Origin of the sequence: Acidovorax sp. sic0104 (genome assembly GCF_019219095.1) — a bacterium.
GTDB lineage: Bacteria > Pseudomonadota > Gammaproteobacteria > Burkholderiales > Burkholderiaceae_C > Acidovorax.
Map to the genome: position 1 here is coordinate 45393 of NZ_JAHUWH010000005.1, position 26040 is coordinate 71432.

At 68.0% G+C, this 26040-nt stretch carries 24 protein-coding genes; 8 read left to right on the forward strand and 16 right to left on the reverse strand.

What is annotated here, in order from left to right; genetic code table 11:
• Positions 1 to 48: 48 nt before the first annotated feature.
• The 7 genes from pntB to KW835_RS09950 form a co-directional block, all read right to left on the reverse strand.
• Positions 49 to 1461, reverse strand: coding sequence for a Re/Si-specific NAD(P)(+) transhydrogenase subunit beta (pntB, locus tag KW835_RS09920; RefSeq protein ID WP_218382212.1), 1413 nt, complete (start codon positions 1459 to 1461; stop codon positions 49 to 51).
• A 34-nt stretch (positions 1462 to 1495) separates the two neighbouring features.
• Complete coding sequence (locus KW835_RS09925; RefSeq protein ID WP_218382213.1) at positions 1496 to 3103, reverse strand: Re/Si-specific NAD(P)(+) transhydrogenase subunit alpha; 1608 nt, start codon at positions 3101 to 3103, stop codon at positions 1496 to 1498.
• 56 nt (positions 3104 to 3159) lie between these two features.
• Entirely contained in the window at positions 3160 to 3699 is a 540-nt protein-coding gene (locus KW835_RS09930) for a phenylacetic acid degradation protein (protein ID WP_218382214.1), read from the reverse strand.
• Positions 3700 to 3767: 68 nt separating this feature from the next.
• Complete coding sequence (locus tag KW835_RS09935; protein ID WP_218382215.1) at positions 3768 to 4478, reverse strand: hypothetical protein; 711 nt, start codon at positions 4476 to 4478, stop codon at positions 3768 to 3770.
• Between the two features lie 204 nt (positions 4479 to 4682).
• Positions 4683 to 5747, reverse strand: a complete 1065-nt coding sequence (gene fba, locus KW835_RS09940) for a class II fructose-bisphosphate aldolase (RefSeq protein ID WP_218382216.1) — start codon at positions 5745 to 5747, stop codon at positions 4683 to 4685.
• A 97-nt stretch (positions 5748 to 5844) separates the two neighbouring features.
• Positions 5845 to 7236 (reverse strand): histidine kinase dimerization/phospho-acceptor domain-containing protein, encoded by a 1392-nt coding sequence (locus KW835_RS09945; protein ID WP_218382217.1) that lies wholly within the window; start codon positions 7234 to 7236, stop codon positions 5845 to 5847.
• Positions 7233 to 7934: a response regulator transcription factor gene (locus KW835_RS09950; protein ID WP_218382218.1), complete on the reverse strand. Its 702-nt coding sequence runs from the start codon at positions 7932 to 7934 to the stop codon at positions 7233 to 7235. The genes KW835_RS09945 and KW835_RS09950 overlap by 4 nt, the downstream gene beginning before the upstream one ends.
• A 79-nt stretch (positions 7935 to 8013) precedes the next feature.
• Here KW835_RS09950 and KW835_RS09955 point away from each other — a divergent pair, with 79 nt between their 5' ends.
• The gene (locus KW835_RS09955; protein WP_218382219.1) at positions 8014 to 8754 is read left to right on the forward strand and encodes a phosphatase PAP2 family protein; all 741 of its coding nucleotides are present in this window, start codon (positions 8014 to 8016) and stop codon (positions 8752 to 8754) included.
• A 6-nt stretch (positions 8755 to 8760) separates the two neighbouring features.
• Here KW835_RS09955 and pyk read toward each other — a convergent pair whose 3' ends face one another.
• The 3 genes from pyk to KW835_RS09970 all read right to left on the reverse strand — a co-directional run bounded on the left by pyk (position 8761) and on the right by KW835_RS09970 (position 12513).
• Positions 8761 to 10200: a pyruvate kinase gene (gene pyk, locus KW835_RS09960; RefSeq protein ID WP_218382220.1), complete on the reverse strand. Its 1440-nt coding sequence runs from the start codon at positions 10198 to 10200 to the stop codon at positions 8761 to 8763.
• A gap of 106 nt (positions 10201 to 10306) precedes the next feature.
• Positions 10307 to 11113 (reverse strand): type II CAAX prenyl endopeptidase Rce1 family protein, encoded by an 807-nt coding sequence (locus KW835_RS09965; RefSeq protein ID WP_218382221.1) that lies wholly within the window; start codon positions 11111 to 11113, stop codon positions 10307 to 10309.
• Entirely contained in the window at positions 11110 to 12513 is a 1404-nt protein-coding gene (locus KW835_RS09970; protein WP_218382222.1) for an aminopeptidase P N-terminal domain-containing protein, read from the reverse strand. Before KW835_RS09970 ends, KW835_RS09965 begins: the two co-directional genes overlap by 4 nt.
• 151 nt (positions 12514 to 12664) lie before the next feature.
• Between KW835_RS09970 and KW835_RS09975 the strand changes: the two genes are divergently transcribed.
• From KW835_RS09975 to KW835_RS09990, 4 genes are read left to right on the forward strand one after another with little or no spacing between them, the layout of a single operon-like run.
• On the forward strand, positions 12665 to 13174 hold the full coding sequence (locus KW835_RS09975; RefSeq protein WP_218382223.1) for a hypothetical protein: 510 nt from the start codon (positions 12665 to 12667) through the stop codon (positions 13172 to 13174).
• Position 13175: 1 nt separating this feature from the next.
• The gene (locus tag KW835_RS09980; RefSeq protein WP_218382224.1) at positions 13176 to 13847 is read left to right on the forward strand and encodes a PspA/IM30 family protein; all 672 of its coding nucleotides are present in this window, start codon (positions 13176 to 13178) and stop codon (positions 13845 to 13847) included.
• Positions 13844 to 14476, forward strand: coding sequence for a YqiJ family protein (locus KW835_RS09985; RefSeq protein ID WP_218382225.1), 633 nt, complete (start codon positions 13844 to 13846; stop codon positions 14474 to 14476). The genes KW835_RS09980 and KW835_RS09985 overlap by 4 nt, the downstream gene beginning before the upstream one ends.
• Before the next feature lie 52 nt (positions 14477 to 14528).
• Positions 14529 to 16247, forward strand: a complete 1719-nt coding sequence (locus KW835_RS09990) for a flotillin family protein (RefSeq protein ID WP_218382226.1) — start codon at positions 14529 to 14531, stop codon at positions 16245 to 16247.
• A gap of 12 nt (positions 16248 to 16259) precedes the next feature.
• On the opposite strand, the gene KW835_RS09995 is transcribed toward KW835_RS09990, so the two are convergent.
• Complete coding sequence (locus KW835_RS09995; protein ID WP_218382227.1) at positions 16260 to 17024, reverse strand: nucleotidyltransferase family protein; 765 nt, start codon at positions 17022 to 17024, stop codon at positions 16260 to 16262.
• Entirely contained in the window at positions 17021 to 17410 is a 390-nt protein-coding gene (speD, locus tag KW835_RS10000) for an adenosylmethionine decarboxylase (protein ID WP_218382228.1), read from the reverse strand. Before speD ends, KW835_RS09995 begins: the two co-directional genes overlap by 4 nt.
• A gap of 142 nt (positions 17411 to 17552) precedes the next feature.
• Here speD and tkt point away from each other — a divergent pair, with 142 nt between their 5' ends.
• The 3 genes from tkt (at position 17553) to KW835_RS10015 (ending at position 21378) form a co-directional block, all read left to right on the forward strand.
• A complete protein-coding gene (gene tkt / locus KW835_RS10005) occupies positions 17553 to 19637 on the forward strand; it encodes a transketolase (RefSeq protein ID WP_218382229.1) in 2085 nt (694 codons plus the stop codon).
• Between the two features lie 90 nt (positions 19638 to 19727).
• The gene (gene gap, locus KW835_RS10010; protein WP_218382230.1) at positions 19728 to 20726 is read left to right on the forward strand and encodes a type I glyceraldehyde-3-phosphate dehydrogenase; all 999 of its coding nucleotides are present in this window, start codon (positions 19728 to 19730) and stop codon (positions 20724 to 20726) included.
• Between the two features lie 187 nt (positions 20727 to 20913).
• The gene (locus KW835_RS10015) at positions 20914 to 21378 is read left to right on the forward strand and encodes a hypothetical protein (RefSeq protein WP_218382231.1); all 465 of its coding nucleotides are present in this window, start codon (positions 20914 to 20916) and stop codon (positions 21376 to 21378) included.
• Between the two features lie 87 nt (positions 21379 to 21465).
• On the opposite strand, the gene KW835_RS10020 is transcribed toward KW835_RS10015, so the two are convergent.
• From KW835_RS10020 to KW835_RS10035, 4 genes are all read right to left on the reverse strand, one after another.
• A complete protein-coding gene (locus KW835_RS10020; RefSeq protein ID WP_218382232.1) occupies positions 21466 to 22566 on the reverse strand; it encodes a mechanosensitive ion channel family protein in 1101 nt (366 codons plus the stop codon).
• A gap of 137 nt (positions 22567 to 22703) precedes the next feature.
• A complete protein-coding gene (locus KW835_RS10025; protein ID WP_255593438.1) occupies positions 22704 to 24059 on the reverse strand; it encodes a four-carbon acid sugar kinase family protein in 1356 nt (451 codons plus the stop codon).
• A 1-nt stretch (position 24060) separates the two neighbouring features.
• Positions 24061 to 25347, reverse strand: a complete 1287-nt coding sequence (locus tag KW835_RS10030) for a ribulose-bisphosphate carboxylase large subunit family protein (protein WP_218382233.1) — start codon at positions 25345 to 25347, stop codon at positions 24061 to 24063.
• Positions 25348 to 25423: 76 nt separating this feature from the next.
• Positions 25424 to 25975, reverse strand: coding sequence for a VOC family protein (locus tag KW835_RS10035; protein ID WP_218382234.1), 552 nt, complete (start codon positions 25973 to 25975; stop codon positions 25424 to 25426).
• Between the last annotated feature and the right edge of the window lie 65 nt (positions 25976 to 26040).

Genomic DNA, 26040 nt, shown 5'->3' on the forward strand with positions numbered 1-26040 from the left:
CGGCTCCCTCCGCACGGTCGTGCTTTTTTCGCACGGGAATTATGCCCGTCAGCCCTTGAGGGTGGTGAGCACTTCGTCGAGCATTTTCTTCGCGTCGCCGAACAGCATGCGGTTGTTGTCCTTGTAGAACAGGGGGTTGTCCACCCCGGCATAGCCCGACGCCATGGAGCGCTTCATCACGATGGAGGTCTTGGCCTTCCACACCTCCAGGACCGGCATGCCGGCGATGGGGCTGGTGGGGTCGTCCAGGGCGCTGGGGTTCACGATGTCGTTGGCGCCGATGACCATGGCCACGTCGGCATCGGGGAAGTCCGCGTTGATCTCGTCCATCTCCATCACGATGTCGTAGGGCACCTTGGCCTCGGCCAGCAGCACGTTCATGTGGCCGGGCATGCGGCCGGCCACCGGGTGGATCGCAAAGCGCACGTCCACGCCCTTGTCGCGCAGGGTGCGGGTGATTTCGTACACCGTGTGCTGGGCCTGGGCCACGGCCATGCCATAGCCGGGCACGATGATGACGCTCTTGGCGTCGCGCAGCATCTCGGCCGTTTCGGCGGCGCTGACGGGCACCGCCTCGCCCTGCGGTTCTGCCGCGTCACCCTTCTTGGCCGGCGTGCCCGCGCCGGAGCCGAAGCCGCCCGCGATCACGCTGATGAAGTTGCGGTTCATGGCCTGGCACATGATGTAGCTCAGGATGGCGCCCGAAGAGCCCACGAGCGCGCCGGTCACGATGAGCAGGTCGTTGCTGAGCATGAAGCCCGTGGCCGCCGCCGCCCAGCCCGAGTAGCTGTTGAGCATGGACACCACCACCGGCATGTCGGCCCCGCCGATGGCCATGACCATGTGGATGCCGAAAAGCAAGGCGATCACCGTCATCACGACCAGGGGAAGCATGCCCTGCTCCACGGTCTCGGCGCGCAGGAACTCGCGCCCGAACCAGATCACCACCAGCAGGGCCGCCAGGTTGAGCCAGTGCCGCCCGGGCAGCAGCAGCGGCTTGCCGCCGATCTTGCCGTTGAGCTTGCCGAACGCGATGAGCGACCCGCTGAAGGTGACCGCGCCGATAAGGATGCCGACGTAGATCTCGACCTCGTGAATGGCCTTTTCCGCGCCCTGCAGCTGGATGGACGTATCGACGTAGCTGGCGAAGCCCACCAGGCAGGCCGCCAGGCCCACCAGGCTGTGCATGAGCGCCACCAGCTCGGGCATCTGGGTCATCTTCACGACCCTGGCCGCGTACAGGCCGATGCCGCCGCCAATCACCAGCGCGCCGACGATCCAGGCCACGCCCGAAGCGCTGACCCGCGGGCCGAACACGGTGGCCAGCACGGCCAGGCCCATGCCGATCATGCCGAACAGGTTGCCCCTGCGCGATGTCTCGGGGTTGGAGAGCCCGCCCAGGCTCAGGATGAAAAGAATGGCCGCGCCCAGGTAGGCAACGGTGGCAAGGCTTTGGGACATGTTCTGTGCTCCTCGTCGTTCTTGTTGTCGTGTGTTACTTGCGGAACATCGCGAGCATGCGGCGCGTTACAGCAAAGCCGCCGAACATGTTGATGGCCGTGAGCACGGTGGCGGCAAAGGCCAGCCAGAGGATGAGCCCGTCGGGGCGCCCGTTCACCCCCGCCTCGGGCGGCGCGATCTGCACCAGCGCGCCGATGGCGATGATGCTGGAGATGGCGTTGGTCACGCTCATCAGGGGCGTGTGCAGCGCGGGCGTGACGTTCCACACCACCATGTAGCCGATGAAGCAGGCCAGCACGAACACTGTGAAGTGGCCGAGGAACGCGGCAGGCGCATAGGCGCCGATGAACCAGAAGGCCACGGCAGCAACGGCGAAAAGGATCGCCAGCGTCTTGGCCGGAAGCGGCGCGCTGGCGCCATGGCCGTGGCTGCTCTTCTTTTGCTCCACGGGCGCTGCGGCGGCCTTGGGTGCGGGTGCGGCGGCCTGCTTGAGCGGCGGGGCGGGCCAGGTGATGGCGCCGTCCTTGACCACGGTGAGACCGCGGATGGCATCGTCCTCCATGTTGACCACGGCCACGCCGTCCTTGGCCTTGCACAGCTCTTCCGTCAGGCGCAGCAGGTTGTTGGCGTACAGCGTGGACGACTGCTTGGCCAGGCGCGAGGCCAGGTCGGTGTAGCCAACGATGGTCACGCCATGGCGCACCACCGCCTCGCCGGGCACGGTCAGCTCGCAGTTGCCGCCCTGCTCGGCGGCCATGTCCACGATCACGCTGCCGGGCTTCATGCTCTGCACCATCTCGGCGGTGATGAGCTTGGGCGCGGGCTTGCCGGGGATCAGCGCGGTGGTGATGATGATGTCCGCGTCCTGGGCCTGCTGTGCATACATCTTGCGCTGCGCGGCCTGGAAGCCCTCGCTCATGACCTTGGCGTAGCCGCCGCCGCCCGAGCCCTCTTCCTCGTAGTCCACCTTGACGAACTCACCGCCGAGCGACTTGACCTGGTCGGCCACTTCGGCGCGCGTGTCGTTGGCACGCACGATGGCGCCCAAATTGGCGGCCGTGCCGATGGCGGCCAGGCCCGCGACGCCAGCGCCCGCGATGAACACCTTGGCCGGCGGCACCTTGCCCGCGGCCGTGATCTGGCCATTGAAGAAACGGCCGAAAGCGTTGGCCGCCTCGATGACGGCGCGATAGCCGCTGACCCCCGCAGTGGAAGTGAGCGCATCCATCTTCTGGGCGCGAGACAGCGTGCGCGGCAGGCAGTCGATGGCGAGCACGGTGGCGTTGCGCGCCGCGAGCTGCTGCATCAGGTCGGGGTTCTGGGCAGGCCAGATGAAGTCGATGAGCGTCGTGCCCTCACGCATCGCCGCCACTTCCGCGCTGGTGGGCGGGCGCACCTTGAAGACGATGTCGCTGGCCCCCCACAGCGCCGCTGCATCGGGCAGCACCTGCGCGCCCGCGGCGCGGTAAGCGTCGTCGCTGAAGTTGGCCGCCTCGCCCGCCCCCGATTCGACAGCAACCGAGAAACCGAGCTTGATCAGCTTCTCGACCACATCGGGCACGGTGGCGACACGCTTCTCGCCCGGGAAGATCTCCCGGGGGACGCCGATGCGCTGCGATGGCGGTGGGGGGCTTGTCTGCATGAGTGTCTCCTCGAGTGTCGTAATCGTTCTGCCAGCGCCCGCGATACCGGCGCGCGTCAGCCGGCCCAGGGGCGTGCGGCGGCCCGCCGCTTGGCGAAATAGGTGTCCACCGCCTCCAGCAGTTGCGTCTGCGCTGCACTGGCCGGGGGCACGATCTGCGCGGCCCCCTGCATCACGGAGCGCAGCGTCTCCAGGTGGTAGTCGGTGAACTTCTCCGCACTGCGCTCCAGCACGGCAGGCACCTCGCCGGGCGCCAGGGCGCGGTTGCGCAGCATGTGGGAGCTGGCGAGCCAAAGGTTGTTCGCATCGGGCTCGCTCAGGCCCAGATGCTGGCGCAGCAGGGCCAGCACGCCCGCTTTCTGCTCCACGGTCACGGCGCCCGTCGCCTGCACCATGGCCAGCGCCATGACGGCCACCACGTCGACCGGGTGTTCCAGCGTATACAGCGGGGGCGTCGTGACCTTCTTGGCCCAGGCTCGGCGCCGAAAGAACGTCAACGGATTGAGCCAACCCACATCGATGCCAAAGCGCCGCAGGGCCTCCATCGCCATGGTGAAGGTGATGATGAGCCCCAGGATCTGCAGGATTACGCCCATGTCGACTTCCCTCTCTTGCGTTTGTTGTGTTGTCTCTTGGCCCTGCAGCGCGGAAATGTCCGCGCCGCCTAGTTCCTCAGTGCGGTGTCTGTCAGCGGGAATGGCGGCACCGCCAGATAGCCATCCATCATGCCGATGCTCAGTCGTGCAGCCTGGGACAGCTCCCGGGCCCACTGCCGCGCAGGCAGTCCGGCTGCCATGAACTCTTCATTGTTGCGGGCGCGTGGAATGAGCAGGCGCTGGTCCACCAGCGCATCCACCACGACGGTGGCCCCACCGGCCGTGGCATACCAGTAGCCCACATGGAGATACGGCTGGGCCACGGCGATCTGCTGCCCGGCCAGCCACCGGGCGAAACCGGGCCGGTTCTTGTCGAGCCACTGGGCGCTGCTGGCCCAGCGCTTCAAGCGCAGGCAGTCCATTCGCACAGGGCTGCTTGCTGCGGCATCCTGCACTGCCACGTTGTCCTGGGGCGGGCAGGCCCCAAACCAGGGTGCGGACCCGCTCAGGCGGCCGTCGCGGTTGGTCTGCACCCGCACCACCGCCAGCCAAGCCCCCTGCGCGTCGCGCAAACCTACCGCCCGGGTCTGCAACAGCGAGCGATCCACGATCTCCTCGGTGGCGCCCAGGTCCTGCCACGCATCGGAAGGCATGACCAGGCGCGCACGGCCCACCGGGTACTCCTCGCGCGGTGGCACGGTCAGGGGTGCGCATGCCACCATCGTCACCGCCATGGCGCAGGGCAAAAGACACCGGAACTTGGAAATCATCAAAGTCATAGAAAAAGGTTCAGACACTTTCTACGGCGCCCGCCCGGGCAAACTGACCGCGAGCTTACATGAAGAATTTCACATGGCTGTCGCGCAGGAGAGATGTAGAGGAAACTCTCCAGCAGGCCCCCGAAGGCGCGGCGCCATGCACCAAAAAAGAAAAGCCCGGAGGCTACTGCAACCGGGCTTCTCACAAGGAGCGGAACCTGACGATCAGTTCACCACCTGGGCCAGCGCGCCAGATGCGTACTGCCGGGCCACGTCCTGCAGGCTGTGGCCCTTGATCTTGGCGCCCTGGCCTTCGCAGCCGAACTCCAGGTAACGCTGCTTGCAAACCAACTTGGCGGCTTCACGCGCGGGCTTGAGCCATTCGCGGGCGTCGAACTTGTCGGGGTTCTCGGCCAGGAACTTGCGCACCGCGCCCGTCATTGCCAGTCGGATGTCGGTGTCGATGTTGATCTTGCGCACGCCGTACTTGATGGCTTCCTGGATTTCCTCGACGGGCACGCCGTAGGTTTCCTTCATCTTGCCGCCGTACTGGTTGATGATGGCCAGCAGTTCGGCGGGCACCGACGAGGAGCCGTGCATCACCAGGTGGGTATTGGGAATGCGCTGGTGGATTTCCTTCACACGGCTGATGGCCAGGATGTCGCCCGTGGGCTTGCGGCTGAACTTGTAGGCGCCGTGGCTGGTGCCGATGGCGATGGCCAGGGCATCGAGCTGCGTGGCCTTGACGAAAGTGGCGGCCTCTTCAGGGTCGGTCAGCATCTGGCTGTGGTCGAGCTTCACGTCGGCGCCGATGCCGTCTTCCTCGCCGGCTTCACCGGTTTCGAGGTTGCCCAGGCAGCCCAGTTCGCCTTCCACCGTCACGCCGACCTTGTGGGCCATCTCGACGACCTTGCGGGTCACTTCCACGTTGTATTCGAAGGACGAAGGCGTCTTGCCGTCTTCCATGAGCGAGCCGTCCATCATCACCGAGCCGAAGCCCAGGTCGATGGCGCCCGCGCAGATCTTGGGCGAGGTGCCGTGGTCCTGGTGCATGACCAGCGGGATGTGCGGGAAGGCTTCGACGGCGGCCTGGATCAGGTGCTTGATGAAAGGCTCGCCCGCGTACTTGCGCGCGCCGGCGCTGGCCTGCAGGATGACCGGAGCGCCCACTTCGTCAGCGGCCGCCATCACGGCCTGGACCTGTTCCAGGTTGTTGACGTTGAAGGCAGGGATGCCGTAGCTGTGGGCGGCGGCATGGTCGAGCAGTTCGCGCATCGAAACGAGAGGCATGGTCGTGGTGTCCGTGGAAGTTGGTGAGGAATCGCAGTCAGCCTGGTAGGGCCCGATGGGGTGCCTGGCGGTGGTAACCGCTTGGTAACTCCTAATTTTAACCGGCCGGAGTGACAGGGGTTTCCGACAAATCCAACCGATAGCAGGTGGTAAAGGGGGCGTGGGCCTGGGCCTTGGCAAAGTGGCCACCATGGATATCGGCCACGCGCCGCAGGATTTCGTGGCCCAGATGCAGGCTGTCCCGGGGGACCGCCGCGGCTTGCGTTCCACCATCGGCGCCACTGCGGCCGCCATCGTCGCTGACCTGCAACCATGCGCTGCCCACACCGTCCACGCCCAACTGCACCGCGATGCTGGTGCCTTCAGGCGTGTGCTTGAGCGCGTTTTCCACCAGGTTGCGCAAGGCGATCTCCAGCAGCACCGCGTGCCCGCGCACCACCAGTGACGGCGGGGCCGACAGCGCGACCTCGTCGCCACGCTGCCAGGCCGCCTGGGCATAGTCCGCGCACACACTGCGGGCCAGTGCTCCCAGGTCCACGGGCGCCTTGGCCTCGTGCAGTTCGGCCCGGCTCGCCCGCGCCAGTGCCAGCAACTGGTTGAGCACATGGCCCGCCCGCAAGGCGTCCTCGCCGATGCGCGCAATGGCCTGCTGCCGAGCCTGCGCATCGAGGTCGCCGGCCAGCGCGCTGGCCTGCAGGGCGATGGAGGACAGCGGGGTGCGCAGTTCGTGCGCCACCTCGTTGGCCAGGCGCCGCTCACGCACCATCGCGGCCTGTTGGCGGTCCAGCAACGTGTTGATGGACGCCACCACCGACTCGAACTCGCTCCACGCATGGCGCGAGGCCAGGCGCTGCGTACTGGCGGGGTCCAGCGCCGCGACATCGGCAGACAGTGCGTACAGCGGCCGCAGCCCCCGCCACAATGCCAGGCCGAGCGCCAGCGACACCACGGGAAGCAGCCACAACCCCGGCTCGATCATCTGCTCGGCAATGTCCTCCGCCAGATCGTCGCGCTCGCTCAGCTCCAGCAGCACGGTGATCCTGCGGGTGCGCGCCGAGTCCCACTGCGAGAAGCTGCGCCATGCAGTGGCCTGGGGGCCCAGCGAGATGTTGGCAAACCCGTCGTCGCCGCTGAAGGGCGGCAGCGGCGCAGCGCCCGTGTGGTGCAGCAGACGTCCCTGCGCATCCCACTGCACCACGCTGAGCGACTGCTGGTAGTCGTGCGACTTGAGCCAGGGCGTGGGCGCGCGCTGGGTGAGCTGCGGCTCCTGCATGGCCTCGCTAGCGCGCAGGTTGAGCAGCAGCGCAGCGACGCTGGCCAGGTGGCCGTCGGTGAGCTCGTCGGCCTCGTGAACGCCCGTCTTGTAGCCCATCACCACGAAGCTGGCCCACACCAGCACCAACGCGCCCAGCGACCACAGAAGCAGCTGCCGGGTGAGCGACGCGCGGCGAGCCGGCACCACGGGGCCTGTGGGTTCGGGGGCGGTCACAACGATTCCTGCGGCATGAAGTAGCCGACGCCGCGCATGGTCTGGATGCAGGTGGCGCCCAGCTTGCGGCGCAGGTGGTGGATATGTACCTCCACCGCGTTGCTCTCGATGGCCGCGTCCCAGCTGTACAGCCCCTCCTCGATCTGCGCACGTGACAGCACGCGGCCCCGGGCCTGCAGCAGCACCAGCAGCACCGAGAACTCGCGCGGCGACATCTCCACCGGCCGCCCCTGCCGACGCACCGTGCGCGCCGCAGGGTCCACCTCGATCTCGCCGTAGCGGATGGTGGGCGACGCTCTGCCCGCCGCACGCCGCAGCAGCGCCCGCAAGCGGGCATCGAGCTCATCGACATCGAAGGGTTTGGCCAGGTAGTCGTCGGCGCCCTGGTCCAATCCGGCGATGCGCTCGTGGACCTGGTCGCGCGCAGTGACGATCAGCACGGGGGTGGCCGGGTCTGGCAACGCGGTCTGCAGCGGGCTGTCGGCTGCGGGGCTGAGCCGCAACCGCTGCAGCAGCTCGCTTCCGTCGCCGTCCGCCAGCCCCAGGTCCAGCAGCACGGCATCGAAACGCTCTGCCCGCAAGGCACTCCACGCCGCGGCGACCCCGTCGCACACATCCACGGCATAGCCACGCTGCTGAAGGTTGGTGCGCAGGCCGCTGGCAATGCCTGCATCGTCTTCGACCACAAGGATTCGCATGCAGCCATTGTCGCCGGGCCAGCGGGTCTTTCGGGCAGGCATTAAGACGGAGTTAAGTGCGCCCGCCTATCGTGCGCCCATGCACCTCACCACGCTCCGACCGCCCGCGCCCCCTTCACGCCATCTGCACGCCCTGTGGTGGACGCTGGCGGCGCTCGCCTGTGTGGTGGCCTGGGATGCGGCCGGGCAGGACCTGCCGGCGGCCCACCTGTTCGGTTTAGGCACCGGATTTCCACTGCGGGACCACTGGCTGCTGGTACAGGTGCTGCACGAGGGCGCGCGTTACCTGGCGTGGCTGCTGGCGCTGGTGCTGACGCTGGGCGTGTGGTGGCCGCAGGGCATTCTGCGGCGGCTGGACGTGGCCGGGCGTCTACAGATCGTGGCAAGTGCACTGCTCGCGCTGGCGGTGGTCAGCATGGTCAAGAACCTCAGCCACACCAGTTGCCCGTGGGATCTGGCGGAGTTCGGGGGCGTTGCGCGCTATGCCTCGCATTGGGCACTGGGCACGCTCGATGGCGGCAGCGGCCGCTGCTTTCCGGCAGGCCACGCGTCGGCGGGCTTCGCATTTCTCGGCGGGTACTTCGCGCTGCGCCGCACGGCGCCGGGTGCCGCCCGCTGGTGGCTGGGCACGGCCGTGGCGGCCGGTTTCGTGCTGGGCGGCGCCCAGCAGATGCGCGGCGCCCACTTCATGAGCCACACCCTGTGGACCGGCTGGCTGTGCTGGACCACCGGATGGGCTTGCGACCTGGCAGCGGACGCATTGCGTCCACGCCTGGCGCCCCGGACGGGCGAGCGCCTCGCGGCCACGCCCGCCCCCTGAGAGGCATCAGCCAGCCACGCAGATCTTCAGCATGTTCGTGCCGCCCGGCGCGCCCATGGGCTCGCCACAGGTGATGGCATAAACGTCGCCCTTTTGCACGATGTTGCGGCTCTTCAGGTGGCGTTCGGCCTGCTCCAGCGCGGTGTCGCGGTCGGCGCTGGTGTCCATGAGCAGCGGGCGCACGTTGCGGTACATGGCCATCTTGCGCTGAGTCGCCACCTTGGGCGTCAGCGCATAGATCGGGATGTCTATGCTGTGGCGGCTCATCCACAGGGCCGTGGCACCGCTGTCGGTCATGGCCACGATGGCCTTGGCCCCCAGGTGGTGGGCCGTGAAAAGAGCGCCCATGGCAATGGACTGGTCGATGCGCCCAAAGGTCTGTCCCGTGAAGTCAGCATCAAGCTGGTGGTCCTCGGCCGCCTCGGCAGCGGCGCAGATCGTGGCCATTTCTTCCACGGTCTCCAGCGGGTAGCGGCCTGCAGCCGTCTCGGCGCTGAGCATCACGGCGTCGGTGCCGTCCAGCACCGCATTGGCCACGTCGCTCACCTCGGCGCGCGTGGGCACGGGGTTGGTGATCATGCTCTCCATCATCTGCGTGGCGGTGATCACCACCTTGTCCAGCTCGCGCGCCATGCGGATCATCTTCTTTTGCAGCGCCGGCACCGCCGCGTTGCCCACTTCCACGGCCAGGTCGCCGCGCGCCACCATGATGCCGTCGCTCACGCGCAGGATGGATTCGAGGTGCGGGATGGCTTCAGCGCGCTCGATCTTGGCGATCAGCCCGGGCTTGTGGCGGTACTCGGACGCCGCCACGTTGCACAGCTGGCGCGCCATCTCCATGTCGGTTGCGTTCTTGGGAAAGCTCACGGCCACGTAGTCGGCCTGGAAGCTCATCGCCGTGCGGATGTCCTCCATGTCCTTGGCCGTGAGGGCCGGCGCCGTGAGGCCTCCGCCCTTCTTGTTGATGCCCTTGTTGTTGGACAGCTCGCCACCCACCTTGACGGTGGTGTGCACTTCTTCCCCACGCACCGCATCCACCGTGAGTACGATCAGGCCGTCGTTGAGCAGCAGCAGGTCGCCCGCCCGCACATCGCGGGGCAGCTCCTTGTAGTCCAGGCCCACGCCGTCGATGTCTCCCGGCTCGGTGCGCGATGCATCGAGCACGAACTTGGCGCCGTGCTCGAGCTGCACCTTGCCTTCCGCGAACTTGCCCACGCGGATCTTGGGGCCCTGCAGGTCGGCCATGATGGCGACCTCGCGGCCTGCGCGCTGGGCGGCAGCGCGCACGGTGGCGGCGCGGTCGATGTGGTCCTGCGCCTTGCCGTGGCTGAAGTTCAGCCGTACCACGTTCACGCCCGCGCGGATCATGGCCTCCAGCAGTGCCGGGTCGCTCGATGCGGGGCCCAGGGTGGCAACAATCTTGGTGGCGCGGCGGGTACTGGGCATGGGCTTGTCTCTTTCTGTGCGTGGCGGATGTAATCGAATTTCAATTCTCACACGAAGCGGTTACATGCGAGTTACCTCCCGGCAACCTCAGCGGGGTCGTGCGGAGTTACAGCAGCGGGTGCGAGAGCAGATGAGCCAGCACATGCGCGATGAGCGCGGCCTCCAGGCCCCGGCGCGCAAACAGCCAGCCCGCCACCAGGCCGAAGGCCACGTTGCCCACCAGCACGAAGGCGACGACCGGCAGGGTCAGCGCCCCCGCCATGGCCTGCGCCGCAGGCAGGTGGCCCAAGGCAAACAGCAGTGCGCTGACAACCACCGCAACACCGACCACGCCGGCGCCCGGTCGGCCCTTGCCGCGCTGCGCCAGGCGCCAGCCCAGCCACAGCATTAGCGTCATCACGCCCCAGCGCACCAGCAGCTCTTCGGTCACACCGCCGTACAGCAGCTTGACCACCAGGGGCATCGCACTGCCCGGGTCCGACGGTTTCAGCGCCTCAGGTGCCAGCCGCGACAGCGCCCAGAGCCAGGTGGCGCCTGCCAAACCGCCCAGCACGCCTGGCAGCCACTGCGCGCGCAGCACCGGGCCCACGGGTTGCCCGACCAGCCATGCCGATACTGCCGGTGCTGCCAGCCCGACTCGCGGCGCCAGCCACACGCCCACGCCCACGGCCAACGCCAGCAGCACCGCGGTCTGCAGCCCGCTGAGCAGCACGATGGCCCACAGCGGCAGCGGAAACATCGCCGCGTTGGCGGCGAGGGGCGGCAGAAGCGCCCACACCACGGCCACTACGCCAGGTAGGCCCAGCAGCCACAGGGCTCCCGCCAGCCGCCACCTGGCGGCTTTTGAAGACGGCTGCGAGGTATGCGTCGGCTCGGCGCCGTGCGCGGTGCTGCCGGGAGGTTGCGGGTTCACGCACCGTCGCGCATCAGCGCTTCGATCTCGTCGGCCTTCACCGGAACGCCGCGGGTGATCAGCTCGCAGCCAGCGTCATTGACGATCGCATCGTCCTCGATGCGGATGCCGATGTTGTGGAACTGTGCGGGCACCCCGTCGGCCGGGCGCACGTAGATGCCGGGCTCGATGGTCAGCACCATGCCTGGGCGCAGCACGCGGCTGGGCCGGTTGGTGATGGTCTCGCCCGAGAGCGGGTCCTTGCGCTCGCTCACCTGCCCCACCTCGCCGGGCTCCACATAGCTGCCGCAGTCGTGCACATCCATGCCCAGCCAGTGGCCTGTGCGGTGCATGTAGAACTGGAAGTACGCGCGCGTGTCGATCACGTCCTGCGCGGTGCCCACCTTGTTGCGGTCCAGCAGGCCCAGGTCCAGCATGCCCTGCGCCAGCACCGCCACGGTGGCGTCGTGCGGGTCGTTGAAGCGCGCGCCCGCCTTGGTGGCCGCCACGGCCGCGTCCTGGCTGGCCAGCACCAGGTCGTACAGCGCGCGCTGCGGCCCGGTGAAGCGGCCGTTGGCCGGGAAGGTGCGTGTGATGTCGCTGGCGTAGCCGTCGAGCTCGCAACCCGCGTCGATCAGCACCAGCTCGCCGTCGCGCACCGGGGCGGCGTCAGCGCGGTAGTGCAGCACGCAGGCGTTGGCCCCGGCCGCCACGATGGAGCTGTACGCCGGGTACTGCGAGCCCTCGTCGCGGAACGCGTGCAGCAGCTCGGCATCCAGGTGGTATTCGCGCACGTCCTGCCCCGCGCGCAGCATGCGGGCCGAGCGCTGCATCGCGCGGATGTGCGCCCTGGCGCTGATGTCGCTGGCGCGGCGCATGATGTCCTGCTCGTGCGCATCCTTGATGAGCCGCATCTCGTCGAGCAGCGTGCACACATCGTTCTGCTCGGCCGGGCACAGCGCGCCGTAGCGCACCCGCGCCCGCACCGCGTTCAGCCACCCCTCCACCCGCGCCGCCAAGCCGGCGTGCGTGGCAAAGGGGTACCACACGCAACTGCGGTTCTCCAGCAGCCGGGGCAGCTTGGCATCGAGCTCGGCGATGGAATGCGCCGCATCCACGCCGAGTGTGCCCGGTGCCGCCGCGGGGCCCAGCCGGTAGCCGTCCCAGATCTCACGCTCCAGGTCCTTCGGTTGGCAAAACAGCGTGCTGCGGCCATCCGCCGCCACCACCAGACAGGCGCCGGGCTCGATGAAACCGGTGAGGTAGTAGAAGTAGCTGTCGTGCCGGAACAGGAAGTCCGTATCCCGGTTGCGCGGCCGCTCGGGCGCCGTGGGGATGATGGCGATGCCGTCGGCGCCCAACTGGGCAGCAAGGCGCGCGCGGCGCTGGGCGTAGAGGGAATGCGGGAACGTTGAGCTCATCCGCTATTTTTATCGCGAATCCATGGCCGGACTCGGGACGGTGCCATATACCGCCCCAACAATTTGGAGAAAACCCACCGCATTGCAAATCCGTTGACATTTGAATTCAAATGAATACTATTGCATCCAACACAGCCTGAGGTTTCACACCATGCCCGCAACGCCCACCACCATGGAGCCCCTCTCCGCCCGGATACCGAGCGACCTCTACCTCTGGCTGGCGCAGCTGCAGGTCGAGGGCGCCACCACCAACAGCGACAAGCTGCGCGTGCTGCTGGGCCAGCTCAAGCGCCACCATGACGGGGCGCTGGACTATGTCGCCGCCCATGCCTGGGCGCGCGACATCACCGGGCGGCTGCGCGAGTCGCTGGTGCGCACCGAAGGGCAGACGGGGCGGCATTCCGACGTGCTCAACGCCATGCTGGACCATGTCACCACCTGCCTGGCGATCATCGTGAGCAATGCCCCGGCGTCCGAACAGGAGGCCGCCCGGCTCGAAGACCTGCTGGTGCGCCGGGGCTTCGCGCTCAGCGAGATGCTGCTGCGCCAGGCCACCACGAGCCAGGCCAGCGCGTACGATCCTGCGGTCGTGCAACGCCACGCGGCGGCGACCCTGGAGCTGGCCCACACCATTCACCCCCCTCTTTCACAAGGAGCCTGAGATGGCAGATTCCCTCAAGACCCGCGTCGGACGCGTGATCACCGGCAGCGTGCACGCACTGGTGGACCACCTGGAGAACCAGGCCCCCGTGGCCGTGATGGAGCAGTCGCTGCGCGAGGCCGACGCCGTCATCGGCGACGTACGCCACGAACTGGGCCTGGCCAGCGCCAACCGGCACCTGGCCCAGCAGCAGCATGCCAATCTGAACGGCCAGCACGGCAAGCTGGGCGAGCAGATCGAGCAGGCCCTGGCCGCCGGCCGCGAAGACCTGGCGCGCGCTGCAGTGGCCCGCCAGCTCGACATCGAAGCGCAGATCCCCGTGCTGGAAACCACGCTGGCGGAACTTGCGCGGCAGGAAAGCGAGCTCACCGGCTACGTGGCCGCATTGCTGGCCAAGCAGCGCGAGATGACGGAAGCACTCGAAGCCTTCCGCAAAAGCCGCGCAAGCGCAGTGCCGTCCGCCGCTGCGCAGCCCGGCGGCGCCAACCCGGCCCAGCGCATGGACGCCGTCGCCGGCGCGTTCGACCGCGTCTACGCCCGCCAGACCGGCCTGTCCGGCACGGACCGCAGCAACACGCTCGACCAGGCGGCCAAGCTCAAGGAGCTCGATGACCTGGTGCGCGACAACAAGATCGCCGAGCGCATGGCGCAGCTGAGGGCCGTCAAGCCGTGATCGTCGGCCTGTTCACCGCCCCGGAGACCTGGCCCTTCGGCGTGGCGTTTGCGCTCATCGTCGGCATTGCACTGGTCGAAGGGCTGGGCATGCTGATCTCGCTGAGCCCGAGCAACTGGCTGGATGACCTGCTGCCGGACGTGCACGGGGAAAGCGGCCTGGACCGCGTGCTGGGCTGGCTGCACCTGGGCAAGGTGCCCTCGCTGGTGCTTCTGGTGCTGTTCCTCACGGGCTACGCCGTGTTCGGCTACAGCCTGCAGAAAGTGGCGCACGGCCTCTTGGGCTTTTACCTGCCGGTGTGGGTCGCAGGCCTTGCGGCCGTGGCACCGGGCATGGCCACGGTGCGCAGCCTGGGCGCGCTCATCGCCCACATCATCCCGCGCGACGAAACCTCGGCCGTGAGCGAGATGTCGCTCATCGGCCGACCTGGCGTCGTCTCTGCGGGCGCCGCGCGCAGGGGCCTGGCCGCCCAGGCCCGCGTGCGCGACACACATGGCCGCACCCACTACCTGATGGTGGAGCCCGATGTGGACGACGAAGTCTTCGACGAAGGCGCGCAGATCCTCATCGTTCGCAAGGTGGGCGCCTTCTACCGCTGCATCGCCAACCCGCATCCCGCACTGATGTAGCCCCGTCGACACAGCCAAATCCAACAGAAACCAACCGAGGGAGACCCCAGAAATGACCAATCTGATCGAAGTGGGCACGATTGCAGGCATTGCCCTGCTGGCGCTGCTGACCATCGGCATCGTGTTCTCGCGCCTGTACAAGCGCTCCACCAAAGAGACGGCCTTTGTGCGCACGGGCCTGGGCGGCCAGAAGGTGATCATGGACGGCGGCGCCATCCTGCTGCCGGTATTTCACGAGCGCGTGCTGGTGAACATGAACACCCTGAAGCTCGAAGTGGTGCGCCGCGCCAAGGAAAGCCTGATCACCAAGGACCGCATGCGCGTGGACGTGACCGCCGCGTTCTTCGTGCGTGTCAAGCAGACCGAAGAGGCCGTGAGCATCGCCGCCCAGACGCTCGGCGCACGCACCATGAGCCCCGAAGAGCTCAAGGCGCTGGTGGAAGACAAGTTCGTGGACTCCCTGCGCGCCACCGCCGCCACCATGACCATCCAGGAGCTGCAGGACAAGCGCCGCGACTTCGTGCAGGCGGTGCAGAACGCCGTGGCCGAAGACCTGGAGAAGAACGGCCTGGAGCTTGAGTCCGTCTCGCTGACCAGCCTGGACCAGACCGAAAAGCAGTTCTTCAACCCCAACAACGCCTTCGACGCCGAGGGCCTGACGCGCCTGACCGAGCAGACCGAAGCGCGCCGCAAGCAACGCAACGACGTGGAGCAGGACACCGAAGTCCAGGTGCGCACCAAGGACCTGGAGGCCACGCGCCAGAAGCTCACCATCGAGAAGGACCAGGAGTTCGCCTCGCTCTCGCAAAAGCGCGAGATCGAGAACTCCCGCGCCGAGCAGGCCGCACTCATTGCCACGCAGCAGGCCGAGCGCAACCGCGAAGCCGAAGCCGCCAAGATCGAGGCCGAGCGCCAGGTGAGCCAAAAGCGCATCGAAGCCGAGCGCGAGATCAAGGCCGCCGAGATCGAGAAGAACCTGGTCATCCAGACACGCGAGATCGAACTGGAGCGCCACACCGAGACCAAGCGCGCCGAGCAGCGCAAGCAGGTGGAAATCGCCCGCCAGGACACTCAGATCGCCATTGCCACCAAATCGCGCGAACAGTCCGACGCCGACGCCGCCGCCAACCTGGCGCGTGCCGAGGCCGTGAAGGCCGAAGAAGCCGTGAACACCGCGCGCCAGGTGGCCGTGGCCGAGCGCGACAAGAACATCCAGCTGATCGAGGCTTCGAAAGACGCCGAGCAGAACGCCATTGCGGTCAGGGTGTCCGCGTCGGCGGAAAAAGAGGCCGCGCTCGACCGCGCCGAAGCCATCACCATCGAAGCCCGCGCCCGCCAGGCGGCGGCCCTGGCCGAGGCCGAGGGCAAGCGCGCGCTGAACGAAGCGCTCAACACCTTGTCTGCAGCGCAGGTGGACCTGCAGGTGCGCAGCCTGCTGCTGCAGCAGCTGCCGCAGATCATCGAGCAGGCCGTGCGGCCCATGGAGAAGATCGACTCGATCCGCATCGTGCAGGTGGGCGGCATGCCCGGCGGCCAGAGCAGCCAGGGCACGGCGGCGGGCGGCAACGCAGCACAGGGCACCTTCCCGGAGCAGGTCATGAACTCGGCCCTGCAGTACCAGATCGCCAAGCCGATCGTCGATGCGGTGATGAAGGATGCGGGTTTGTCCAACGAAGGCATCACCGGCATGGCGCAGAGCCTGGCGGGCATGCTGGGCGGGCAGCCGGTGGCCGCGCAGCAGCAAGCCCCTGCACGGCCTGCTGCAGAGTGACGGTTCGCCGCGTCAGCGGTTGAGTTCGGCCAGCCGCTCGGGCGTGCCCACGTCCGTCCAGCGGCCGGTGTAGAGCTCTGCGCTGACCCGGCCCTGGTCCATGGCACGGCGCAGCAGCGGGGCCAGCGGGGCCGCTGTGCCGTGCGGGTTGCCGGCCGGGATGTCGCACCAGGGCTGCGCGAACAGCTCGGCGCGCAGCAGGGCGATGGTGCTGTAGGTAAAGCGGGGCGCCGGGTCCCCGGGCGCCAGGTTCAGCGCCAGGCCGGTATCCGACAGCCCGAAGTCGCCTCGCGGGTTGTGTGCGGGGTTGGGCACCAGCCACAGGTGCGCCAGGCGGTCGCCGGCCGCAAAGGCTTGTACCGCCGCGCTGTCGAACACGAAGTCGGGCGCAAACACATCCCCCGCCGCCAGCCAGAACACGGGGCCCAGCTGGGGCAGCGCGCGTGCGATGCCGCCTGCGGTTTCCAGCGCACCACCAAAATCCAGGCCTTCGTGCGAGTATGAAATTGATAGCTGCTTGCGCTTATCTACCAAGCGCTGCAGGCCAAAAACATCTGAAAACCGGTCACTGATCTGCCCGCCCAGCCACGCCGTGTTGATCACCACACGCTCGACGCCTGCCTCCTGCAAGGCACCGAGATGCCACTGCAGCAGCGGCAACCCTTGCACCTGCAGCAGCGGCTTGGGGGTGGTGTCGGTCAGGGGGCGCATGCGCTCGCCACGCCCGGCAGCCAGCAGCAGCGCGGGGGCCTGCGTGGACGAGTGGGGCGCGCTCATGCGGCCAGCTCCGGCACTGCGCCGCGTTGCAACGCGTGCCGCTGCGCGGAAGTCGGCGCGAACAGGGCCAGCAATGACTCCATCAATGCGCGCGCCTTGTCAGAATGGTCGGCGCCGAAATTGCACACGTAGACATCCAGGGTGACCGCCCGCTGCTCGGGCCATGTATGCACACACAGATGCGACTCTGCTAGCAAAATAGTAGCTGTCACCCCGCCCGGGCCGTGCGCCGTGGCCGGGAACTCATGGAACACCTGGCCTACGGCCTGCAGCCCGGCGTGGCGCACGGCGTCTGCGCAGGCCTGGCCCAGAGCAGCGGCGTCCAGCAGCCACTCGGGGGCGCAGCGGCAGTCGCGGAGATCGGCGGTGAGGTGCAATCCTTGCATGGCCCGCACTGTAGTGCATCGCCGCGCAGAGCCCACCCACATCGCCCTGCGCGGCGCCCAGTTCAGGCGGCTGAAAGACACGCCGGTAAAATGCCGGGTTTCCCCTGAAATACCCCTCCTCCCACCCGAACCCGCACACCCCATGGCCCATACACAGCAGCAATCCCAACAGATGGCAAATGCAATCCGCGCATTGGCCATGGACGCAGTTCAACAAGCCAACTCCGGCCACCCCGGCGCCCCCATGGGCATGGCCGACATGGCCGTGGCGCTGTGGGGCCGCCACCTCAAGCACAACCCTGCCAACCCCGCCTGGTTCGACCGCGACCGCTTCGTGCTTTCCAACGGCCACGGTTCGATGCTGCTGTACGCACTGCTGCACCTCACCGGTTACGACCTGCCGATCGAGGAGCTCAAGAACTTCCGCCAGCTGCACAGCAAGACGCCCGGCCACCCTGAGGTGGGCTACACCGCTGGCGTCGAGACCACCACAGGCCCACTGGGCCAGGGCATCACCAACGCCGTGGGCTTCGCCCTGGCTGAAAAGCTGCTGGCTTCCGAGTTCAACCGCGAAGGCCATGCGGTGGTGGACCACAACACTTACGTGTTCCTGGGCGACGGCTGCCTGATGGAAGGCATCAGCCACGAAGCCGTGTCCCTGGCCGGCGCCTGGAAACTCAACAAGCTGATCGCCCTGTACGACGACAACGGCATCAGCATCGACGGCCAGGTCGCTCCCTGGTTTGCCGACAACACCCCCCTGCGCTTTGTGGCCAGCGGCTGGAACGTGATCGGCCCCATCGACGGCCACGACGCCGACAAGGTGGCTGCCGCGATTGCCGAGGCCAAGAAGCAGACCGAGCGCCCCACCCTCATCGTGTGCAAGACCCACATCGGCAAGGGCAGCCCCAACCGCGCCAACACCGCCAAGGCCCACGGCGAGCCCCTGGGTGCCGAAGAAATCAAGCTCACCCGCGAAGCCCTGGGCTGGACCAGCGAACCCTTCGTGGTGCCCGAAGACGTGTACGGCGACTGGAACGGCAAGGCCAGTGGCCAGGCTTCCGAAGCCGCTTGGAACGAGCGTTTCGCCGCGTACAGCGCCGCCTTCCCCGACCTGGCTGCCGAGCTCACCCGCCGCATGAACGGCGACCTGCCCGCCAACTTCGCCCAGGTGGCCGTGGACACCGTGGTGGCCGCCCACACCAAGGGCGAGACGGTGGCCAGCCGCAAGGCCAGCCAGCTGGCGCTGGAAGCCTTCACCGCCGCGCTGCCCGAACTGCTGGGCGGCAGCGCCGACCTGACCGGCTCCAACCTGACCAACACCAAGAGCACGCCCAACCTGCGCTTTGACATCCAGGGCAACGTGGTGCAGACCGAAGTGGCCGACGGCAAGAAGATCGGCGGGCGCCACATCAACTACGGCGTGCGCGAATTCGGCATGGCCGCCATCATGAACGGCATTGCGCTGCACGGCGGCTTCATCCCCTACGGCGGCACCTTCCTGACCTTCAGCGACTACAGCCGCAACGCCATCCGCATGGCCGCGCTGATGAAGCAGCGCGTGATCCACGTGTTCACGCACGACTCCATCGGCCTGGGCGAAGACGGACCCACCCACCAGTCCATCGAGCACGTCGCCAGCCTGCGCCTGATCCCCAACCTGGACGTCTGGCGCCCCGCCGACACGGCCGAAACCGCGGTGGCCTGGAGCGTGGCCCTGTCCAACCGCAACAAGCCCACGGCGCTGGCCCTTTCGCGCCAGAACCTGCCCTATGCGCCCAAGCGCGACCTGGGTGAAATCTCGCGCGGCGCGTACGTCCTGTCCGAGCCCGCCGACGTGGGCCTGAACAAGAAGGCCGTGGCCGTGATCATCGCCACCGGCTCCGAAGTGCAGCTGGCGCTCAAGGCCCAGCGCCTGCTGGCCGACAAGAAGGTCGCGGTGCGCGTGGTCTCCATGCCCAGCACGACCACTTTCGACCGCGAAGACGCCAAGTACAAGAGCAGCGTTCTGCCGGCGGGCGTGCCCCGCGTGGCCGTGGAAATGGGCGTGAGCGACGGCTGGTGGAAATACGGCTGCGCCGCCGTGGTCGGCATCGACACGTATGGCGAGTCGGCCCCCGCACCGGTGCTGTTCAAGCACTTCGGCTTCACCGAGGAAAACGTCGCCGATGCCGTGCTGGTCGCCATCGGCGCTGCACGCCTGAAGCCCGCCAGGAAGGCCCGCTAAAACTCCTCCTGCCCGCTGCGCCCGCCGCCAGCGGGCGTGTTGCGGCAGGTTCCTGATTTCGACTTTGCAACCTTGGAGAGACTACAAGCTATGACGATCAAGATTGGTATCAACGGCTTCGGCCGCATCGGCCGCAACGTGCTGCGCTCGGCCATCCAGAACTTCAGCGACATCGAAGTCGTTGGCATCAACGACCTGCTCGAGCCTGACTACCTGGCCTACATGCTGCAGTACGACTCGGTGCACGGCCGCTTCGACGGCACCGTGGCCGTGGAAGGCAACACCCTGATCGTCAACGGCAAGAAGATCCGCCTGACGCAGGAGCGCGACCCCGCCAACCTCAAGTGGAACGAAGTCGGCGCCGACGTGGTGATCGAGTCCACCGGCCTGTTCCTGGACAAGGTCACCGCGCAAAAGCACATCGATGCCGGCGCCAGGAAGGTCATCCTGTCGGCCCCATCGAAGGACGACACGCCCATGTTCGTGTTCGGCGTGAACCACGACACCTACGCCGGCCAGGCCATCGTGTCCAACGCATCGTGCACCACCAACTGCCTGGCCCCCGTGGCCAAGGTGCTCAATGACAAGTGGGGCATCAAGCGCGGCCTGATGACCACGGTGCACGCCGCCACCGCCACGCAAAAGACCGTGGACGGCCCGTCCAACAAGGACTGGCGCGGCGGCCGCGGCATCCTGGAAAACATCATCCCCTCCAGCACGGGCGCGGCCAAGGCCGTGGGCGTGGTGATCCCCGCGCTGAACAAGAAGCTGACCGGCATGTCCTTCCGCGTGCCCACCTCCGACGTGTCGGTGGTGGACCTGACGGTCGAGCTGGACAAGGCCGCCACGTACGACGAAATCAAGGCCGAGATGAAGGCCCAGTCCGAAGGCGCGCTGAAGGGCGTGCTGGGCTACACCGAAGACAAGGTGGTGGCCACCGACTTCCGCGGCGACACCCGCACCTCCATCTTCGACGCGGACGCCGGCATCGCGCTCGATGGCACCTTCGTGAAGATCGTGTCCTGGTACGACAACGAATGGGGCTACTCGAACAAGTGCCTGGAGATGGTGCGCGTCGTCGCCAAGTGAGGGATCGCGGCGCGGCTGCTTGAGTGGTCCTGCGTGGCCAACGGCCCGCCATCCACTGGCGGGCTCCTCACCACGCAAATGCCGCAAGTCCGCCACGCGCCCCACAGGCCGGCCTCCCGCAAGGGTGGCCGGCCTTTTTTCTGGCCGCCACACACGGGCTGGACGCGCCCGTGAACCGATGGATGACATGAAGACAAACACCGCAGCCTGGGCTACCGGCCTCCTCGTGGCGTGCCTGACCTTGCCGATGGCCGCCGTTCTGGGCGCCTGGTCGTTGTTCGACGTCAGCGATGCGCGGCCCGGCGGGCTGGCCTACTACCTGGGTGTGCCGGCGGGCATTCGCGACGTCACTGGCACCTTCGGCGAATGCCGGCCAGCGCGTTTTCGCTGGAAGGGCCGTGACGGCCTGAGCGCGCCTTTCGTCGTGATGCACTACGGCAGCCAGCTGCCGCCGGACGAGGCGCTTGAACGGCATGCAGCTGCGCTGACGCCGCTGGCCTGCCAGAAGGACGGCGAGAGCGCCGCTACGGACTCCAGCCCCCACACACGGCCATTGCGCTGCGCCCACCCCGATGTCCTGGCGGCAGACATCCACGTGGAGACTGCGGGTCCCTGCCGAGAGGTCTCGCTCGCGTTCACGTTGAACGATTGAGGCGCAGGCAGTGGGCCTCACCGCGCGGACCCGGGCTTCGCACCCATCCGCCCCGGCGGGCTTCTCGAGGGCGGTGCGCTGCGCCTGCTACGCCGACCTGGCGGCAGCGGCCGGCCGGTCCCGCGCGATATGGATCGTGCTCGTAGGGAATGCGAACGCCACCCCCATGGCCTTGAACTCGCGCATCAGCGCGAGGTTGATGGACTGCTGCAGGTCCATGTACAGATTGAACGCCGGGTCCTGCACGATGTAGACCACCTCGTAGTCCAGCGAACTCTGGCCGAGCGACTTGAAGTGCACGCGGTCCAGGCGCAGCTCTGGATGCGCCTCGATGAGCCTGCGCACCACACCAGGAATCGCCTCGGCCTGCTCCGGCGTGGTGGCGTACGACACGCCGAACTGGAAGACGATGCGGCGCTTCTCCAGCATGCGGTAGTTGCTGATGGTCTGCTTGAGCAGGTCGGTGTTGGACATCACGATCTGCTCGCCCTGCAGGCTGCGGATGCGCGTGGTCTTGAGGCCGATGACCTGCACCGTGCCCGACACATTGCCCACCACGATGAAGTCACCCACTTCGAAAGGCTTGTCCACGGCGATGGCCAGCGATGCGAACAAGTCGCCCAGGATGTTCTGCACCGCCAGCGCCACTGCGATGCCTCCCACGCCCAGGCTGGCGATGAAGGCCGTGATGTTGACCCCCAGGTTGGACAGGATGGCCAGCACCACCACGCTCCACAGCAGCGTGCGCAGGCCCCAGGACAGCAACGTGGCGGAGGCACTGACCTGCGTCATGCCGCTGGAGCTGTGCCGCTGTACATAGCGGCCCACGCCCAGCCCGATGGCACGCATGCCCCACAGGCCCATCTGCAGCGCCACGGCCACGAACCACAGCTGGCTCAGCCGCGTTTCCCAGCGCGCGGGCAGGTCCAGGAAGTTCGCCCCCACCAGCAGCGCCACCAGGAATACGAGCAGCCGGCTCGTGCCCTCCAGCACGTCGGCCGCCGTATGCGCCGTGGCGCTGTCGGAGCGGCCGGCCCAGTTGCGGGCACGCCGCGTGAGCAGATGCAGCACCACCATGATCGCGAAATACGTGGTCGCGGCCGCAGCCAGGGCCAACAGCAGGCTCCACAGGGGAATGCCCATGACGGTGGTCTCGCGGACCCAGTCCATGAATGGGGAATCTTGCATGCTCGACGCTGCTCCTTGCAGTGGACCGGCGCCGGGCAGCGCGCCAATGGCGCCGCACCAGGGCCGGTGTTCAAAGAAAGGCGAAGAAGAGCAAACCGCCAATGCGCCCACCACCGCGCGATGGCCGGGCCGGGTCGTTAGCCGCCGCCGTGCACCAGCCGCTCGAACAGGTCCTGCGGACCCATCTGCCCGCCCTTGAGCATGATCTCCATGCCATCGAGCGACGGCACGTCGCTGTGCAGTCTGCACAGTGCCACGCCGGGTGCGATGGACGCGTGGAAGGATAGCCCCCATGCCGTGAGCGACTTCACCGCCAGGCTGGAGGTGTCGCCGCCCGCGATGCCCACGCGCCTGAGCGGCACCTGGGCCAGCAAGCGGGCCAGCAAGCGCCCGCCCGCCTGTGCCACCTGGTGCGCCGTGGCGCCCCCGGCTGGGCTTCCGGCCGTCACGGCCAGCACGCTGCGCCCGGCGCGCAGTGCCTTGCACATGCCGTCCGCCAGCGCCTGCACGGCTTCTTCGCCGCCATGCACCAAGCTTGCCACATCGACGTCCACGCGGTCGTAGGACTGTGCCGCGCACACCTGCTGCGCGGTGATGGGCGACAGGCTGCCGGCGAGCACGAAGACCGGCCCCTCGGCCCTGGCAAGCTTCACCTGCGCAGGCAAAGCCTGTGCGTGCGGCCCTTGCGCAGGCAAAGCCTGCGCGTGCGGCCACTGCGTGGCCAGTGCCTGCACCACGCTGCTCGGCCCCACCGCCAGCAGGCGGGCCTGCTGCGCACGGCGCCACACCAGGCGGCCCACGGCCTGCAGGTCCTCGGGCCGCGCCACATCCAGCAGCACGGCAGGCGCCTGCGTGACCTGAGCGGCGTCCAGCGCCGCCTCCTGCTGCGCCACCGGCTGCGCGTAGCAGGGGTAGTCGATGCCCGCCATTCCCGCCAGCCCCTGCGCGGCCAGGTGCAGGCGCAGGTCGGCCTCCTGCATTGGAGTGACCGGGTGGCGGCTCATGGTGGGGTGGCGGTCGATGCGGTGCACCGTGGGCGCGCTGCCCGCGCGCGCGAACAGGTGGCCGAACACGCAGTAGCGGCCCAGGCTGGGCTGCCCGCCGACGATGGGCACGAAGCGGTTCTCCACATGCTGGCGCAGCACGCCGATGGCCGTGCCGACGCTGCCCACCTGCGGCGCGCTGTCGAAGGTGGAGCACACCTTGTAGTGCAGCACCGGCACGCGCAGCTGCGCGAAGAAACGCCCCACGGGCTCCAGTTCGGCGCGCATGGCGTCGGGCGCCATGGACCGTGCGGCGCCCGCGATGCCGATGGCGTCGAGCGCGCCCGCGCGCCGCAGCTGCGCCGCCGTGGGCACGCCCATGAAGAGCATGGACCTGAGGCCCAGCTGCGCAGCCGTGGCCAGCGTGTCCGTCGCACCCGTGAAGTCGTCGCCGTACCAGCCCAGGCGCGCGGTGGACGCGGCCATCTTGTCCAGGTCCTGCAATGCCATGTCAGGCCTTGCCACCGAAGAACGCCAGCGCGCGCCGCAGCTCGCTCGGGTGCGCTGCATGCTCGGCCAACGGCGTGCCAGCCGCCACCGCAGCCCAGGCCTGCTGGATGCTGGCCACGCCTGCGGCCGGCCCATCGGGGTGCGCCAGGATGCCGCCGCCCGACATGAACAGCAGGTCGGTGCTGCGCAACCGCTCCCAGGTCAGCGGCACGGTGCCGGCCCACTGGCCATTGGAGACGGCGGGCAGCACGGCATCGTCCAACCCCTCGCACAGCGGGGCCAGCGTGTCGTGGGCCGACTCGACCACCTCGTCGTCGGTCTGCGAGAACTTTCCTTGCAGGCCGTGCACATGCATGTGGTCCACGCCCGCCAGGCGCCACAGCGTCTGCCAGGCCTGGAACGAAAAGCCCAGCAGCGGGTGGCGTGACAGGGCGCCGTAGCCGTTGCGGTGGCCGTGCAGCGCCAGGGGCGTGTGGCGGCGCAGCGTCTGCACGGCCGAGTAGCCGCACCAGTTCAAGCTGGCCATCACGCAGCTGCCGCCCTCGGCCTGCACCAGGTCGGCATGGCGGCGCATGGCGTCGGTTTCGTCCGTGATGTTGAAGGCCACCATGACGTGCTTGCCGGTCCTGTCCTGGTGCGCGCGCACGGCGCGCATCACGGCCTTCACGCGGTCCTGCAAGGGTGCATGCGCGGGGTCCGCACACACCTCGTCGTCCTTGATGAAGTCCACACCCGCCGCGCACAGCCGCGCGGCCAGCGCGCCGGTCTCCTCGGCCGACAGGCCCACGTTGGGCTTGACGATGGTGCCGATGAGCGGCCGGCCCTGAACGCCCGTGAGCGCCCGGGTGCCGGCGATGCCCTGGCGGGGCATGTCGAAGCGCGTGCGGTATGCGGCCGGCAGGTGCAGCGACTCCAGGCGCAGGCCCGTGACCTCGCCCAGGTCGAACAGGTTGCCCGACACCGTGGCCGCGAGCGTGGGCAGGTTGGCCCCCACGTTGGCGACCGGAAAGCGCACACGCAGGCGCGCACGGCGGAAGGGCCCGGCCAGCGGCTTGCCCGCAGCGGCACGGCGGTCCAGCCAGCCGTTGGGCAGGCTGGGCACAGGCACGGATTCAAGCTCGTCGATGGACACGACCGCGGCGCGGGCGCGCTCGCGCAGCGCATCGGTCTCGCCCTCCACGCGCGCAAATGTGCCGCACGACTGCTCGCCGGCCAGCACCTCGGCCACGTGCGCCGGGTCGAGCGGGGTTTCGATGAGGTAGACGGCCTCGAAATGGTCAGGACTCATGATGCTATGTTTTTTATAGCTTTCAGCGCTTATCCATAAAGCGCCAGGCAGCAATTTCTTATTGAATCCCGTGCATTCACAGCGTGTCGAGGTCGGGGAACGGCCGCACCGGGTCCTTGCCGTCCCAGCCCTTCGCCGCCTCGCGGATCAGCGTGAACAGGCGGCCTTTGGGACCCGCCACTTCCGACAGCTCGATCAGCGCGCCCGGGTGCAGGCCGGGGTGCTGGCCGTCCTCGAAGTACACGAAGCGGCCGTTCTCGCCCACCTCGCCGCTCATGCAGACCTTGAAGCCCGCCGCCTCGGCGCGCGCCAGGTCGGCGTCGAAATCCTCCGTCCAGTACGCCACGTGCTGGCCGCCCACATGGCCGGCCTGCTGGAAGTCGCGGTACATCGAGGGCACGTCGTTGCGCGTCTGCAGAAGCTCGATCTGCACGCCACCCGCGTTGGCCAGCGCCACCGAGTTGTGCGGCTCGTGGCGCTCGCCGCGGTAGGTGTAGTTGCGGATCGGCACGCGCGGGTTGTAGTACCAGGGCCCGACGCCCAGCACGTTGGCCCAGTAGTCCATGGCGGCCTCGATGTCTGGCACGAGGTAGGCCACCTGGCGGATCTCACCAAAGAATCGGCTCATGGTTTGCTTCTTTCAGAAAGGGATGGAGGGCCCGGCACGCGATGCGGCCGGACCAGGGGAGGTGT